This is a genomic window from Methylobacterium sp. NPDC097929, from assembly GCF_049543375.1.
In the GTDB taxonomy this organism is placed as follows: domain Bacteria; phylum Pseudomonadota; class Alphaproteobacteria; order Rhizobiales; family Beijerinckiaceae; genus Methylobacterium.
In genome coordinates, this window is the sequence record NZ_JBMVEP010000028.1 from 1 (window position 1) to 13,553 (window position 13,553).

The 13,553-nt window shown below is 64.2% G+C and carries 14 protein-coding genes and 1 pseudogene; 8 read left to right on the forward strand and 7 right to left on the reverse strand.

Annotation, left to right across the window (positions count from 1 at the left end; genetic code table 11):
- Together ACPCJR_RS26015 and ACPCJR_RS26020 are read right to left on the reverse strand one after the other, a co-directional pair.
- On the reverse strand, nucleotides 1-457 hold a 457-nt coding region (locus tag ACPCJR_RS26015), incomplete at its 3' end, for a hypothetical protein (protein ID WP_423477291.1).
- Nucleotides 458-476: 19 nt separating this feature from the next.
- Nucleotides 477-1,295, reverse strand: a complete 819-nt coding sequence (locus ACPCJR_RS26020; RefSeq protein ID WP_053622562.1) for a hypothetical protein — start codon at nucleotides 1,293-1,295, stop codon at nucleotides 477-479.
- Between the two features lie 1,089 nt (nucleotides 1,296-2,384).
- On the opposite strand from ACPCJR_RS26020, the gene ACPCJR_RS26025 reads away from it, so the two are divergent.
- Together ACPCJR_RS26025 and ACPCJR_RS26030 are read left to right on the forward strand one after the other, a co-directional pair.
- Nucleotides 2,385-3,023, forward strand: a complete 639-nt coding sequence (locus tag ACPCJR_RS26025) for an AAA family ATPase (protein WP_053622563.1) — start codon at nucleotides 2,385-2,387, stop codon at nucleotides 3,021-3,023.
- Nucleotides 3,020-3,298, forward strand: a complete 279-nt coding sequence (locus ACPCJR_RS26030) for a hypothetical protein (protein ID WP_391516407.1) — start codon at nucleotides 3,020-3,022, stop codon at nucleotides 3,296-3,298. The genes ACPCJR_RS26025 and ACPCJR_RS26030 overlap by 4 nt, the downstream gene beginning before the upstream one ends.
- Nucleotides 3,299-3,950: 652 nt before the next feature.
- Here ACPCJR_RS26030 and ACPCJR_RS26035 read toward each other — a convergent pair.
- Complete coding sequence (locus tag ACPCJR_RS26035) at nucleotides 3,951-4,412, reverse strand: MarR family winged helix-turn-helix transcriptional regulator (RefSeq protein WP_391516394.1); 462 nt, start codon at nucleotides 4,410-4,412, stop codon at nucleotides 3,951-3,953.
- 237 nt (nucleotides 4,413-4,649) lie between these two features.
- On the opposite strand from ACPCJR_RS26035, the gene ACPCJR_RS26040 reads away from it, so the two are divergent.
- From ACPCJR_RS26040 to ACPCJR_RS26050, 3 genes are all read left to right on the forward strand, one after another.
- Nucleotides 4,650-4,955: a hypothetical protein gene (locus tag ACPCJR_RS26040; RefSeq protein WP_391516396.1), complete on the forward strand. Its 306-nt coding sequence runs from the start codon at nucleotides 4,650-4,652 to the stop codon at nucleotides 4,953-4,955.
- A gap of 75 nt (nucleotides 4,956-5,030) precedes the next feature.
- Nucleotides 5,031-5,558, forward strand: coding sequence for a YkgB family protein (locus tag ACPCJR_RS26045; protein ID WP_053622559.1), 528 nt, complete (start codon nucleotides 5,031-5,033; stop codon nucleotides 5,556-5,558).
- A gap of 44 nt (nucleotides 5,559-5,602) precedes the next feature.
- Nucleotides 5,603-6,154 carry a carboxymuconolactone decarboxylase family protein gene (locus ACPCJR_RS26050; protein ID WP_391516398.1) on the forward strand — a complete coding sequence of 184 codons (552 nt, stop codon included), beginning with the start codon at nucleotides 5,603-5,605 and terminating at the stop codon, nucleotides 6,152-6,154.
- 531 nt (nucleotides 6,155-6,685) lie between these two features.
- On the opposite strand, the pseudogene ACPCJR_RS26055 reads toward ACPCJR_RS26050, so the two are convergent.
- The 3 genes and pseudogenes from ACPCJR_RS26055 to ACPCJR_RS26065 form a co-directional block, all read right to left on the reverse strand.
- Nucleotides 6,686-7,078, reverse strand: a pseudogene (locus ACPCJR_RS26055) (transposase); the annotation flags it as partial.
- 533 nt (nucleotides 7,079-7,611) lie between these two features.
- A complete protein-coding gene (locus ACPCJR_RS26060) occupies nucleotides 7,612-8,034 on the reverse strand; it encodes a hypothetical protein (RefSeq protein WP_391516400.1) in 423 nt (140 codons plus the stop codon).
- Between the two features lie 22 nt (nucleotides 8,035-8,056).
- Nucleotides 8,057-8,314 (reverse strand): hypothetical protein, encoded by a 258-nt coding sequence (locus tag ACPCJR_RS26065; protein ID WP_391516402.1) that lies wholly within the window; start codon nucleotides 8,312-8,314, stop codon nucleotides 8,057-8,059.
- 355 nt (nucleotides 8,315-8,669) lie between these two features.
- On the opposite strand from ACPCJR_RS26065, the gene ACPCJR_RS26070 reads away from it, so the two are divergent.
- Together ACPCJR_RS26070 and ACPCJR_RS26075 are read left to right on the forward strand one after the other, a co-directional pair.
- Nucleotides 8,670-8,909, forward strand: a complete 240-nt coding sequence (locus ACPCJR_RS26070; RefSeq protein ID WP_053622552.1) for an HTH-like domain-containing protein — start codon at nucleotides 8,670-8,672, stop codon at nucleotides 8,907-8,909.
- The gene (locus ACPCJR_RS26075) at nucleotides 8,906-9,901 is read left to right on the forward strand and encodes a tyrosine-type recombinase/integrase (RefSeq protein WP_083461145.1); all 996 of its coding nucleotides are present in this window, start codon (nucleotides 8,906-8,908) and stop codon (nucleotides 9,899-9,901) included. Before ACPCJR_RS26070 ends, ACPCJR_RS26075 begins: the two co-directional genes overlap by 4 nt.
- 1,070 nt (nucleotides 9,902-10,971) lie before the next feature.
- Here ACPCJR_RS26075 and mobV read toward each other — a convergent pair.
- Nucleotides 10,972-12,849 carry a MobV family relaxase gene (mobV, locus tag ACPCJR_RS26080; protein WP_053622554.1) on the reverse strand — a complete coding sequence of 626 codons (1,878 nt, stop codon included), beginning with the start codon at nucleotides 12,847-12,849 and terminating at the stop codon, nucleotides 10,972-10,974.
- Nucleotides 12,850-13,167: 318 nt separating this feature from the next.
- Between mobV and ACPCJR_RS26085 the strand changes: the two genes are divergently transcribed.
- The gene (locus tag ACPCJR_RS26085) at nucleotides 13,168-13,491 is read left to right on the forward strand and encodes a hypothetical protein (RefSeq protein ID WP_391516824.1); all 324 of its coding nucleotides are present in this window, start codon (nucleotides 13,168-13,170) and stop codon (nucleotides 13,489-13,491) included.
- Nucleotides 13,492-13,553 lie beyond the last annotated feature (62 nt).

The following is a 13,553-nucleotide window of genomic DNA, read 5'->3' on the forward strand; positions in this document are numbered from 1 at the left end:
TGGTACTTCGCTGGTGAGAAAGTGCCAGGATAGGCCTGTGCACCCGGCGCCGCCTCGGCGGCGCTCCTCGAAGCATCTTGGGTCCGACCCAACCCGCCACCTTCGGCTTGGCTCTGCGCAGGATCTCTGCGAGGAAGCCGACGGCGAGCAGGCCCTGCGTCCTCGCGAGAGCCAGAAGCTCGTCACGGCCCGGATCGAAGCCCGAGGAAAGGCGGCTGATCTCCTCGACACCGCACACGGCTGACCGAACCGCGTCGAGCGCGTGGGACAGCCCCGGTGTGTCCCTCGCCGCATTCCGTCGGAGGGCCAGCAGATGCGCTTCGGCGGTGCGCAGCGCCGTGTCGTCCGAAGCGCCAGAGCCAGCGGCGCTCCCGATCACGACGGCAAGCGCTTGGACCGCCGGAGCAAAGCAGGGCAGCAGACCCAAGCCGGAGGCCTGATCGGCATCGTTCGTCATATCGTCCATCCGCGTGCGCCTACCGCATGGCTCGGCCCGTGCCACCACCCACGCGGATTCTGGGGTGTGCGCTTCGTTCAAGGTCGACCGCTGCCCCTCGGCAGCCTTCTGAGGGTTCCATTTTCCTCGAATCTGACAGGGTTAGAACCTCAGTAGGCGTGCTGGTTACGCTTTTGACCCCTCCCCCCTGATGAAACGCAGGCCCGGCTTGTCCGCGTCGGTCGGGGAGGGGGTCACCACGCCGCGCCAGTCGGATCCACGCGAGCCACTCGGCCGCGACGATCCGGAGCACGTTCGTATCGTTGCGAAAGCCGGTGATCGCCCGCTCCTCGACGGTCAGCAGTCCGTGCCGGCGCGCCTCGCGGATGGCGTTCTTGACCGTCGAGCGGCACACGCCCGCGACCGCAGCCATGTTCTCGATCGACAGCCGGCAGTCCTTCCGCCTGGTGGTCTCAGCCGCCACGAGGGCGAGGACCGCCTGCTCGGCCAGCGTGAACCGAGCCGCGAGCCCTGGCGGGAGCCGCCCCGAGGCGGCCCAGCGGCGACGGCGCTCCATCGAGGCATCCGTGCGCGGGCGCGAGCCGACGGCCCTCCTGGCGGATCCTGCTCGATCCTGGATGGGCGCACTATCGTCTGGGTTAGGAACTCTCGCCGCCGGCAGGGAGAACCGCCGGGCGGCCGGCGCATCGGTCCGTGCTTCGATTAGCCCGGACAATGCCTCGGCCTCGGCCTCTGTGACCGTTCCGTCCCCGAACGCGCGCCACAGCAGCGCTGTCACCTGGGGCAAGGTGATTCGGTCGGCCGCCTCGATCGCGCGGCGGATCTCATCTGCGAACACGTATCTCGGCCCTTTCCACAGGGCCACAGGGGGACGATCGGCGGCGCAGGCTGTGCGCTCCGTTCAAGACAAGCCGGTATCGTTGCCAGAACCGGGGTTCTGACTTGACGCCCGAGGGCGCTTCATGGCTTGTGGGGGCTGGAAAATCGGTCCCACAGACCATCTCGAATTCGACAGCCTCGACCTTGCCGGGTCGGGGCTGTTGGCTTTTCAGGGTCCTACTGCGGCGGTCGGTGCTCCTGGTGATGCCGGCGACTCGCGCAAGGCGCGTTCCGACCGGACATGGCATGTCGGCCGGAGCGCACGGCTAAGTCAACGCTAGGGAATGAACAGCGCGCCGATACCGGCTGGACCTTCAACCCTAGCGGACCTGAGGAAGGCTGGTGTCATCACCAGCAGAGGGGTCATCGCGGTAATCGACGCCTACATACGGCAACCCGCCAGCTGGGCCCTACCACTTCCTAGGGGTCACAGGACCCGCCGCGAGCTGACCCGCGCCGAGTGGACCGAGCTGAAGGGCATGCTGCGATTGAAGTCGGAGCTGCAGTGCGCCTGGATGCTGAAGGAGCTCTACGGGTTCAAGTATGCCGAGCGGGCTTCCGCGCAGCTCGATCGGTTCGACAAGCGCGACCAGGGTCGCTGGACCGAGGTGATGCAGCCGATGGGCCGCGCGCTGGAGATGTCCGGTAATACGAGGTCGAGATCCTCAACTGGCACCGGGGGATATAGGACAACAGCTTCACCGAGAGCATAAACGGCCGGTAACAGCTGATCGACGCCGGGTGGGCCGGCGTGCGGTTCGAGACCGTGCGGGTGAAGACCCTCCTGCGCTACGGCAGCCTCCTGGATCAAGACTACCTCGATCGGGTCTGACCGCCCGCGCTACGGCTTCTTCCCGTCGTACCCTCACGCTTCCTCGATCGCCGCCTCCCGCCCTCCGGTGCTGTGATACCACGGTCCTTTGGTGCGTCAAAACCGAAGCACCATGGTACTAAGGCACCATCGCATAACAGTGCGTTAACACTTCGGTGCGAGCGTGCGGTGATGCAGTGGTGCAGCAGCACCATCGTGCGGAGGTATTGCGGTGCCATGGTCCAGGTGATCGCTGTTGTCGGGCGCAAGGGCGGGATCGGAAAAACGACCGTCGCGGTCCACCTCGCGGGCGAACTCGCCGCGCGGGGGAAGCGCGTTCATCTCGTGGACGCCGACCCTCAAGGCTCGGCCGCCCAATGGGCCGCGCCGGGTAACCTCCGCCTCCCTGTCGACCATCTGCCGGTCACGGTGGACAGCCTCAAGGCGTGGGTCGGGCAGGTGCGGAAGGTGGCGGCCGAGATCCTGATCCTCGATTGCCCGCCGCACCTCGACGCCGCGCTTGGCGCTGCCGTGGGCCTCGCGGACCTGGCTATCCTGCCGTGCGGTCCCTCCGGCCTCGACATGATGGCGATGAGCGAGGTGCTGGCCGTGATCCGTCGGGCCCGTGAGCACCGCGCAGGCAAGCCGGCCGCGCTCATCGTTCCGAACCGGGTAGACCGGCGGACGGCCGAGGGGCGCGAGATCGTGGAGGAGCTGGGCAAGCTGGGCGAGCCCGTAGGCCCGGCGCTGGCGTACCGGTCCGCCTTCGTGCGGGCCTTCAACACCGGCGACACAGTGGGATCCTTCGCTACCGGTTCGCCGGCTGACAGCGAGGTGAAGGCAGTGGCGGACGTGATCGAGAGGGTACTAGCGTGACTGGCAAGAAGACGGGTTCGGGCCTCGGCGCGCGGATGGCGGCCACCCCGGCGGTGAGCGCTGTGGCCGCTGGCTTTGCCGCCGCCACGGAAGGCGAGGGGTTGGGGGGCCCTGATAAGTCGGAGGCCGCGGCAAAGGCTGAGGTGGTGGCGCTGAACATCCGCCTGCCGAAGGCGCTCCACCGGACTCTTCGAGAGATCGCATTCAAGGATGAGACCAGCATCAACGCGATCCTGATCCAGGCCGCGGAAGCATGGTTGGCAAAGTCACGATGACATCGCACCGTAGTACTTCGATGCTGATGCACCATCACACCACAGTGCGGTAGCACCATGTGGCCGAACCCGAAACCCTCGCTCTCGCGATCGAGCGCGTTGAGGTCCGCCGATCGAGTGCTCGAAATAGGCCATGGCGCTCCATGTATGGGCGGGCAGCCTGACGCCATGGTGCTCAGGAGCCGAACAGGGTCGGCACCCCCGACCCTTCACCAGAATTCCTAGAAAGCTGTAGCTAGAAAGCGAAGGGGCCCGCCTGGTGTCAGCAACCCGATCCTAACCCGTCACCGCCGATGGCCACCCCCGCGGGAGACCCCGCCTGCTACAGCGCTGTGGAGGGCGCGCAGGCGGGATCTCCCGCTTTCGTTCAGCTACACCACTCCAAGGGACACGACCGACAGGACATATCAGGTGCCCGTCTCCTCCGGAGGCGGGCGTTCTTCGTTCGTGGCGCCTCTCAGTGGCGCGCATGCAGCCTTCGACGGTTCCGGTTGTGCATCGGCCAGGCCACCCCGCCCAGGGGTGTAGCGGGCGAGCCCGTCAGCAAGGCCCAAGCGCGAGCGCGCCCTACTGGCGGGCCTGGCAGTCGTCCTCTGAACCCGCCGCTTCTCCGGGCCACGGACCACAATGAAGCTCGGCCGAGGAGATTTCTTCATTCATGAGTACGGCTCGACAGAGTCGCAAGTGTCTGCCGTAACGAGGCAGCCTCCGCGATGTCTAAGCGCGCCAGACATGCTGCCTGCGCTTGCTCCCACAGCGGAATGGTGTCGTCGAGGAGAGAGCGACCCGGACCTGTTAAACGCACGCGTCGAGCGCGTCGGTCCTGAGAGTCTGGTTCAATCGTGATCAATCCACGCTTCTCAAGCAATTTGACGTTGGCCGTAAGAGTGCTTTTGTCGAGGGCAAGCTCGTCTGCCAACTCACGCATAGTCGGCGGATTGCCAAGCGCAAGTGTAGTAAGCAGTGTGAACTGCCAGTTCGATAGACCGACGGCTCGGAATACCGAGTCGAACTCGCGCCCAATCACGCGTGCAGCGCGCTGGACAGCCACACAGATACAGGCCTGCTCGATGGCTGCTGCGGTATCGGGAGTCATGCGGGAGGGCGTGGACACGTTGTGGTTCCAAAACAAGTATCGGTACAAGCTACATGCATATGGGTGGAGCAAGCGCTCATGCGAGCGTCGTTCGCTGCGGAGCCCCACCCCCAGATAGTTTGATATCATATCATGTGCGGTCGCGCACATCCATCTCCCAAATATGGTTTTATATAAAACTTACTCACCGAGCGGAACCACACCCTGCCCGGACAACCCGCAGCAGACACCCGCTCAAACTGAATGGAGACCACAATGTTTACACGCACCGCTTTCGTGATCGCCTCGGTTTTCGCCGCTGCCACACTGCCGGCTGCCGCCCAAGAAAGCCGCACCTTCTCCGCCTGGGGCCATGAGTTCATCCGGCCAGAGGTCGGCCAACCGCTCAACGCGCCCCGCATCTCGCGCAGTGAAGGTGCTGTTTCGCTGCCCAGGAAGGCGCGAGAGACCGCTTACACCTCCTCTTCGGGATTGCCCGCCGTTACGGCGTCAGGAGCTCAGACGCCGGTCAGCCGGACCATCAACGTTTGGGGCGCGCGCATCGAAGTCCCGGTGCGGTAACGTTCGTCACCCTCAATTCAACCGGTGGAGGTGTGCGTCACCTCCACCGCTACGGCTTCATCACGGAGAATATCCATGCCTCTGCATTCCCAAACGTCGGGCCGAAGTGGCTACCCAGTTAGCGTTGCTCAAGGGCTGACTATTGTCGATCGCCACGGAGATCGCCTGATCCAGGTTGCGCTCTACGCCTCACTCGTCGTTATTTACGCGTGGTTCGGCGGTATGAAGTTCACCGCGTACGAGGCCGAGGGGCTGGTACCGCTGGTCAGCAACAGCCCGTTGCTGAGCTGGTTCTACAGCATCTTCAGCGTGCGCAGTTTCTCGGCCTTCCTCGGCGTGCTGGAACTCAGCATCGGCGCACTGATCGCCGCGCGGCTCGTCAATCCTGCGCTGTCGGCGCTCGGAGGCTTCCTCTCAGCCGGCCTCTTCACGACGACGCTGAGCTTCATGGCCTCGACGCCCGGAGTTGCCGCCCCGGAGATCGGCTTCCCCGCCATCTCGGTTCCGATCGGTCAGTTCCTGCTCAAGGACGTGGGCCTGCTCGCCATTTCGCTTTGGATCGCCGTCGACTCTCTCAAGGCGATCCGCCTCGGCCGCAGCTGACTTGCACTGCTTCGTGTCACCGCTCGATCATCAGGAGATTGACTATGCAACGTATCGCTTCCGTCGATCCGGTCACGGCGACCGGTAATGCCAAGGACCTACTCGACGGCGTAGGCAAGAAACTCGGCGTCGTGCCGAACCTCTACAAGGTTCTGGCGCAGAGCCCAGCCGGCCTTGAAGGCGTGCTCGCCTTCTCCGGGGCGCTCGCACGCGGTACCCTCGACGCTGCGACGCGTGAGCGGATCGCTCTGGCGATCGCGAACGTCAATGGCTGCGACTACTGCAACGCAGCTCACACAGCCCTCGCCAAGCGCCACAAGCTCGAAGAAGCGGAGATCGCGGCCAACCGAGAAGGCCGGTCGACCGATGCCCGTGCCGACGCAGCGGTCACTTTCGCCCGCAAAGTCGCGGTGACCCGCGCTGATGTGACGGAGGCCGACGTCGCGGCCTTGCGCGCAGCCGGCTACACCGATGCGCAGACCGTTGAGATCGTGTTGCACGTGGCAGCGAACGTGCTGACAAACTACGTCAACGAGGTGTTCAAGACCGAGGTCGACTTCCCGCATGCAGGATCGGCCAAGCGCATCGCGAATTGACGCCGGTCGCAGCCGGAGCCTGTGTGTGGGCTCTGGCTGCGCCACAATCGGATGAGCGGCTTGAACCGTCCCGGGTGAATAAAAGGCCGGCATCGTCGCCGAGAATGATGGGCCGGGCACCTCGATCAGCGCGGTGCCACGCCGACACGGACTTAGCGAGACTTCGCTGAGGCAGGGAGAAGGCGGCACGAGACCTTGGGAGCACTCGTGCCGCAAGTCACAAGGTGCAAGGAGCGTCGAGACTGGACGCGCCGACTTGTTCCCGAGATGGAACAACGGGGACATGTAAGAACAGTATGACAGGGTTATGACGATGACAGCACGCACCCTATCGAAAGTTGTCAGTAAGCTCGGTCTAAAGCCTTCTAGCTCTTACGCTTGCTATTCTTTCGTGGTTTGAAGGGTATCAGGGTGTCGCATTCATCGGAAGAACGCTCAACAAGCGCAAATGCGTGAAGGTGTTTATTACGCTCTGTGTTCACGTCGAGGCTATCCAATAGCGCGTAGAAGGCGGCCCGCACGATCTCCTTCTTGGAGACTGGAGATACCCGTCCCGCCCAAGGCCTGGACGAGATCATCGACCGCCCGAGTGGAGATGCCCTGGATGTAGGCCTCCTGGATTACGGCTGTCAGCGCCTTTTCGGTCATCCGGCGCGGCTCGAGGAAGCTCGGGAAGTAGCTGCCCGTCCGCAGCTTCGGGATGCGCAACTCGACGGTGCCGGCCCGCGTCTGCCAGTCTCGGTCACGATACCCGTTGCGCTGGGCCAGCCGCTCCGGGCTCTTCTCGCCGTGGGCCGCGCCGGTCAGGCCGCCCACCTCCAGTTCCATCAGACGCTGCGCGGCAAAGCCGATCATCTCGCGCAGCACATCCGCGTCCGCACTCTTCTCAGCCAGGGCGCGCAGGCTCATAACGGCATCGGTCATCGGGGGTCTCCCGGGTTCGGGGTGGGTGTCAGCAACCCGATCCTAATCCGTCACCGCCGATGGCCACCCCCGCGAGAGATCCCGCCTGCTACAGCGCTGTGAGGGCGCGCAGGCGGGCTCTCCCGCTCTCGGTCAGCTACACCACTCCAAGGGACACGACCCGAAGCAGCTCCGTCTCAAGCTCGGCGGCCTGCAAGGACAGATTGGGCAGATCTCTTCTCAGATGCGCTGCCGGCCACCGCAGAAGGTCAAGCTGCCGGCGCACCCGAGCTGAACGGCTAACGCCCTGCCAAGGCATTCACTACGCGGTAACCTAGCATCAGGCGGGGCGTACCTGACGGCCCTGCGGTCAACCGGAAAACAGAAAGCCCGGCACCTCCTGCCTCGCTTGGGTTCGCACCAAGCGGCCGGGCGAACGAAAACGGCCGCCCCGCGAGTGGCGAGAAGGCCGTCGCACCCTTCTGCTTTGCGGCAGCGCTAGGCGGCAGACTGGTAGTGGGGGATGATGCCGGCAGCTGGCGCGGGTCGGTCGCTCACGCCCGCTCGACCGTCTTGGCGTCGGTCGGGTCCCCTCTCCGACATGCCATGTAGGCGCTGGCGACCTCCCGCAGGAAGTCGGTCGGCATGGTACCATAGACCGGTGACGGGGGATTGCTTCCCGAGATCGTCCGCAGATCGGGACCCGGCCACGTGAAAAGGTTTGCCTCGTTCACGACGACCCACTGGCGATGCTCGTCGAGACCAGATGCCGCCTTCACCTCCGCCGGGATCTCCACGGCGGCGGCATCGGACTGCGGCGGTGAGTGGGTGATCACCAGGGCGAGCACCCGACCCGATTGGACTGACACGATGACGACTGGGTGAGGGTCGTCAGAAACCTCGTGTCCGTCCTCCTGATCTTGATGAAAAAGATAACAGTGACGAACAATCAGGCCACGACTTGGGGCTGGCAACATGTCTTCTCCGCGCGGTTAATATTCATTTCTTCTCTCCAACATACTTTTCTGAAATAAAACTCTCTAGATCGTCAATGAATTCTTGAGGCGTATCTTCTGACTTTAGTGAAATAAGATCGCGCTTGGTTAGGCGGTTGTACTCTTCAAACGACAAGATGACGTTCCGGTCACGACCGTGCTTACTTACAATAACAGGGCTCGTTAGAGCCATGTCGGCATAGAGAGAGAACTGCCGCACCACATCGGCGGAGGACACTCTCACAGGTTCAAACTTGGCCAATCTGGATCTCGTTGGCATTCTTAGGAATGCGTAAAATACATATTTTGTGAGGTCTTGTCAAGGCCGCGCTTCAGGTATGGCGCGAGGGCGGATCTCCCATTGGAACGTATGGGGCGTGAAGCGCACGCGCATCGATCTGACCGACACGCGCCAGCTCTAACCCCTCGTCCTCGTCTCAGAGACGGGCCCGCTGTCGAAAAAGACGGAGCGGGCGAGGAGCAGGAAGGTATGGCCGGTCTATATACGATAATGTCCTTTATCAGACGTATTAGCAAAGATCGGCGATTAGCTAAATTCATATTGCTTTTAGCTAAAAGCTAGAATATCAAGGGGTCGATTGAGCGGGAGGACCCACATGACGACGACCGAGGCGATGAGGAGGATCAAGGATGCCATCGAGGCCTCGCCTCGGAATGGCTACATTGCCGAGCTCCATCTGCAGGTCATTAAATATGCAGGCGTGCTCGACGGTGTGACCGGCAGAGAGTTCTGCGAAGCTGTGGGGCTGACCCCAGCGTTCGGAACCGAGTTCGCGAAAATGCGCAAGATTGCGGGCAGGCTCGTGGAGGCCGGGCTCGACGTGGACCGGATATGACGACCGCCCTGGATGTGACCGAAGGCGATCCAGGAACGGGTCGGCTTCTCACGCTCGCCGTCACACATGCTCCCACCTTGGTCGCCGCGGCCGGCGAGCGCGCCGCCTATCGCTTTCTGGAGTTCTTCACCGCACAGATCCGCAATCCGCACACCCGGCGCGCCTACGCCAGGGCCGTGGGTGAGTTCTGCGCCTGGCTGGACACGTACGGCCTGCCGTCGATCACGGCCGTCAGTTCGATCCACATCGCCGCCTACGTCGAGGAGCTGGGGCGCAGTCACAGCGCCCCCACCGTCAAGCAGCGGCTGGCGGCGATCCGGATGATGTTCGACTGGCTGGCGACCGGCGGCGTGCTGCCGTTCAACCCGGCCACCGCCGTGCGCGGCCCAAAGCATGTGGTCAAGCGGGGCAAGACGCCCGTGCTCGCCCCCGACGAGGCGCGCGCGCTCCTCGACGCGATCGACACCACCACGCCGATCGGCCTGCGCGACCGGGCGCTGATCGGCCTGATGGTCTACACGTTCGCGCGGATCGGCGCGGCCACCGCCATGCGGGTCGATGACGTGTACGTGCAGAACCGCCGCCTCTGGGTGCGGCTGCACGAGAAGGGTGGCAAGGCGGTGGAGCTGCCCTGCCACCACAACCTGGAGAGCTACCTGCATGCCTACCTGGACGGCACGGGCATCGCCGCGGACGGCGACGGGCCGCTGTTCCGGACGATCCGGCGCGGGACGGCCGAGCTGACCCGCACGGCCCTGCCGAGCGCCAACGCCTACGCGATGGTGCGGCGGCGGGCGAAGGCGGCCGGGATCGCCACGCGGATCGGCAACCACACGTTCCGGGCGACCGGGATCACTGCCTACTTGAAGAATGGCGGCACACTGGAACGGGCCGCCGCCATCGCCAACCACGCCTCCACGCGCACGACCCAGCTCTACGATCGCCGCGCCGACGAGGTGAACCTGGACGAGATCGAGCGCATCCTCATCTGAGGGGCGCGCCGCTCAGGAGCTATGGGTTCCGCCGAGGGTGTTCTCAGGGGGTACGACGCCGGAAATCGCGCCCGTCGTACCCGGGCCATGTAGTCCGTGTTTGGTCACGGTCTGCCCATCACCCCTTCGTAGCAGAGAATTTGATGCATCTCGCTTCGAGGTCATTGAGCATCTTTGAATGCTCGTCGTGGCCGACCGGTAGCCGCCCCTTGGAAGCTTGGCCGTCGATGGCAATGTATCCGGTTGGACCCGAATTGCATCGGAGAATTTTTGGGTCCGTCGTGCAACGGAACCAAATCGAAATTCCCTTTGATTTCAATGGGTAAAGCGCGCGCGCTCGATCATTCAAGGCCGCCTTTTTCGATGGTCCCCTTTATTCAGGGCGACATCAGGTGGCAGACAAGCGGCGACGCAGGACTGGGCTACAGCTGGATCGTGACGAGGTTCGTGCAGCCGAGGCAGCATGGAAGAACGCGGCGGACCTCAACGCCGCCGAACGGAGGAAGCCGGATGGCCTGATCGTCGGCCGGCCGTACCTGGTCACGATCAAGCCCGCTCACCTCGACGGCCTCGGTCGGACCGATCAGGCGTTGTACTGGCGGAGGGTTCTGGATCGGGTTCGCTCGTTCGCGCACTACCGCAAGTTCCTCCTCACGCACGTGTGGACGCGGGAGAGCACCCGCCCGCCAGGCAACGCCAGAGCGGTCCGCAAGACCGAGCGGAAGGACGGTGGCAGTCGGGGGGAGCACATGCACCTCCTGATTTATCTTCCGCCACACCTCATCGAGCGCTTCAGGAAGTCAGTGGCCGGCCGCAAGGGCGATGTGCGCGAGATCCACATCCAGCAGGCCTGGCACACGGCCTCGGCCATGCGGAACGGAAACATCGGCTCCGCGGTCCGGTACATCCTGAAGAACAGCCCCCAGTCGGGATGGAAGCGAAAGTGGGCGTACCGGCTGGGTGGCCCCATCCACGGAGCTCGATGGGGTTGCACGGACAACATCGACCCTCGATCGCGTATACCACCCAGCCCGAAGGGCCCCGCAGGGCCTCAGTCCCCGCCGCGCGCTTCAAAGATCATCCCGACCTCCGGGACCGGACGTGCCAGGACCGCCAAGCCCGGGTCCGCGCCGCCGCGGCCCCGCCGCGCGCGCCTTGGCGATCCGCTCCCGCAGGATCTCCGCCCCATCAGCGATCAGCATCATCCAAAGAGCCCAGAAGCCATTCAGGTGCTCGCCGGCGAGGGTGACGAGCCCGGAGACTTTGGTGACGCGCGCGGCGGGCATCGCCTCGACCTCCTCGCGAACCAGGTTCCCCAGACGGCGGCCCCGCTCGTCAGGGTCGAACGCCGTAACCACCTCAGCGCCGCGCGCCGCCGCGGCGCGCAAGACGCCGCGCACCTCATCCGGGGCAGCGCCTTCGGCGGCGACGAACAAGGTCCGGCCGATGTCGTCCTGCTCGAGGGCCGGGATGAGACCCTGCCGCTCCCGCGCGAGTGCACAGGTGCTCATGACACTGGTCGGGCTCTGCCCGAGCACGACGACCTCACGTCCGCCCGGACGCGGGCCAGAATAGGCGAAGGACCAGACCCCGTGCCGTCCGCGCAGGCCCCAGTGCCCCTCGTCCGGCCGGCTACCCTCGATGCGAACCCCGATGTGATCGGCCTGCAGCCCGACCTTGCTGCCGGCGTGAAGCGGAAACATCGTGCCGATGGCGTCGCCACCGGAGCGAGCAGCACCGATGAGTTTGTGATCCACGAGGGGTTGGACCAGCTCCTCAGGTAGTTGGCGCTCGAACACGAGGCGGTCGGCGACGGCGAGAAGATCGGCGGGATCTCGGGAGATTGGCACGATCTCCGTACGGCCCGTCCTCACATCAAGCGCGACCCTGGCCTCATCTTCGGCGCAGGCCGCGGCCGTGGCTATGGCTGCATCACGGGTCTGGCTGGTGGCGAGCCAAGCCACGGCCGCGGCGAAATCCAGCCCCTCGGCAAGCTTCACTAGGTCGATCGCGCCGCGCCCCCCCTTGCCGAGATCGTGCAGGCGGAAGGTCTCACGCCCGTCGGTCCCGACCTTTTTGGTGATGCGACCGGCGGGACCGGTCCATTCCGCACCGTCCTTCGAGGTGGACCGGTAGCCGAGCTGGGGGAGCACCTCGGCGAGCGGCACGGCGCGTAGGCGGTTCTGTAGGGCCTGGCGCTCCTCCTTCGCCTCGTCCGCGATCCGGCCAGCCCGGGCAGCCTCGTCGCGCAAGTGCACGATCTCCTCGCGCGCCTGTTCGCCGTCGAGCGCCTTCGCCTGAAGCTCCGCGAGGGCGCGCGGCGTCCGGCCGAGGACCTGCATCGCGATCAGCTCACCGGCCGACACGGCTAGCGGCTCCCCGGCTTTTCTCACGCGTTCGTAGTACTGCGCGACCTCGTTGTGCTTGGCAGGCGACCCCTTGCGCCCGCGCTGGATCCCGAGCGGAGCGAGGGCCTGCGCGTACTCCGTTTGCATGCGCTGCAAGTGGCCGCGGTTGAACAGGTCCCGGGCACAAAGTCTCCCCTCTTTCAAGGGCACGACGGCGAAATGAATGTGAGGCGTTGCTTCGTCTGTGTGATGCATAACGGACACGAGGCGATCGCCGAATTCAGCGTGTAGCCACACCAGCGAGCGCGCGATCCAAGCGGCCGTTCGCTCCGGGTCAGCGTGGCCTGCCCGCGATGGGTCGTCGGGCCGGAAGTACTTCGGGGAAGCGCTGAGGATGCCTTCGACCGCCAGGACAGCGTTAGATCGAATTCTGGCGGGCAGTTTCCAGACCACATCGTCCTTCGTGCATGTCCCTAGCAGGAACTCGACCTTGCGGCCCGGATCGGCATTCGGGGTGTCCTTGTCCCGCCGCCAGTGAATGAACATCGCGCGGATCTCCCCATGGCTCTTGAGTTTCTGGAAGCGAAGGACCGCGAACATGATGATCGACCCAGGCGGCGCTGATCCTCTCAAATAGGCTATAAGCAAAAATGGGTATGTAAAGTCCAAAAATTGGAAATTGTGTACTCACTATACTTTTGTCCCAAAAGTCGTTCGTCGCTCTACGAAGCGAAATAGGCTCACATCTTCACCAATGCGCGGATCGCTTCTGGATGTGATAGTGGGTGGGTTGAATTTTGCGCGGAACGCATCTCTGGCGAATCGCTAGCAAAGAGATCGTAGTTCCTACAGTGATATTGGTTCGCACTGTTATGTGGTGTATATTGCGATCCCATAAGCACATGTGAATCGCTAGACATGCTAAAGCTCGAATCGCTCACAGAAGAAGATAAGCATAAGCGGCTGCTGAAGCAGCTGGCCCGGGAGGACGCGGATCGCCGTCGCTCCGCGAAGAGGGCCGCGGACAACCAAAAGGCCGGCTGGATCCGAGTGACAGTCCTCGTACCCAAGGAGGATGCCGCTCGGACCCGGGAGGATGCCAAACAACGACGCAGCGCGTGGGCCCAACGCCAGAAGCACACCGAGGCGGTCAGCGGGTCGGATGAGCAAGAGCAGCAGCTACCGCTGTTCGAAGCCCCTCAGATCAAGTGGTACTTCGCTGGTGAGAAAGTGCCAGGATAGGCCTGTGCACCCGGCGCCGCCTCGGCGGCGCTCCTCGAAGCATCTTGGGTCCGACCCAACCC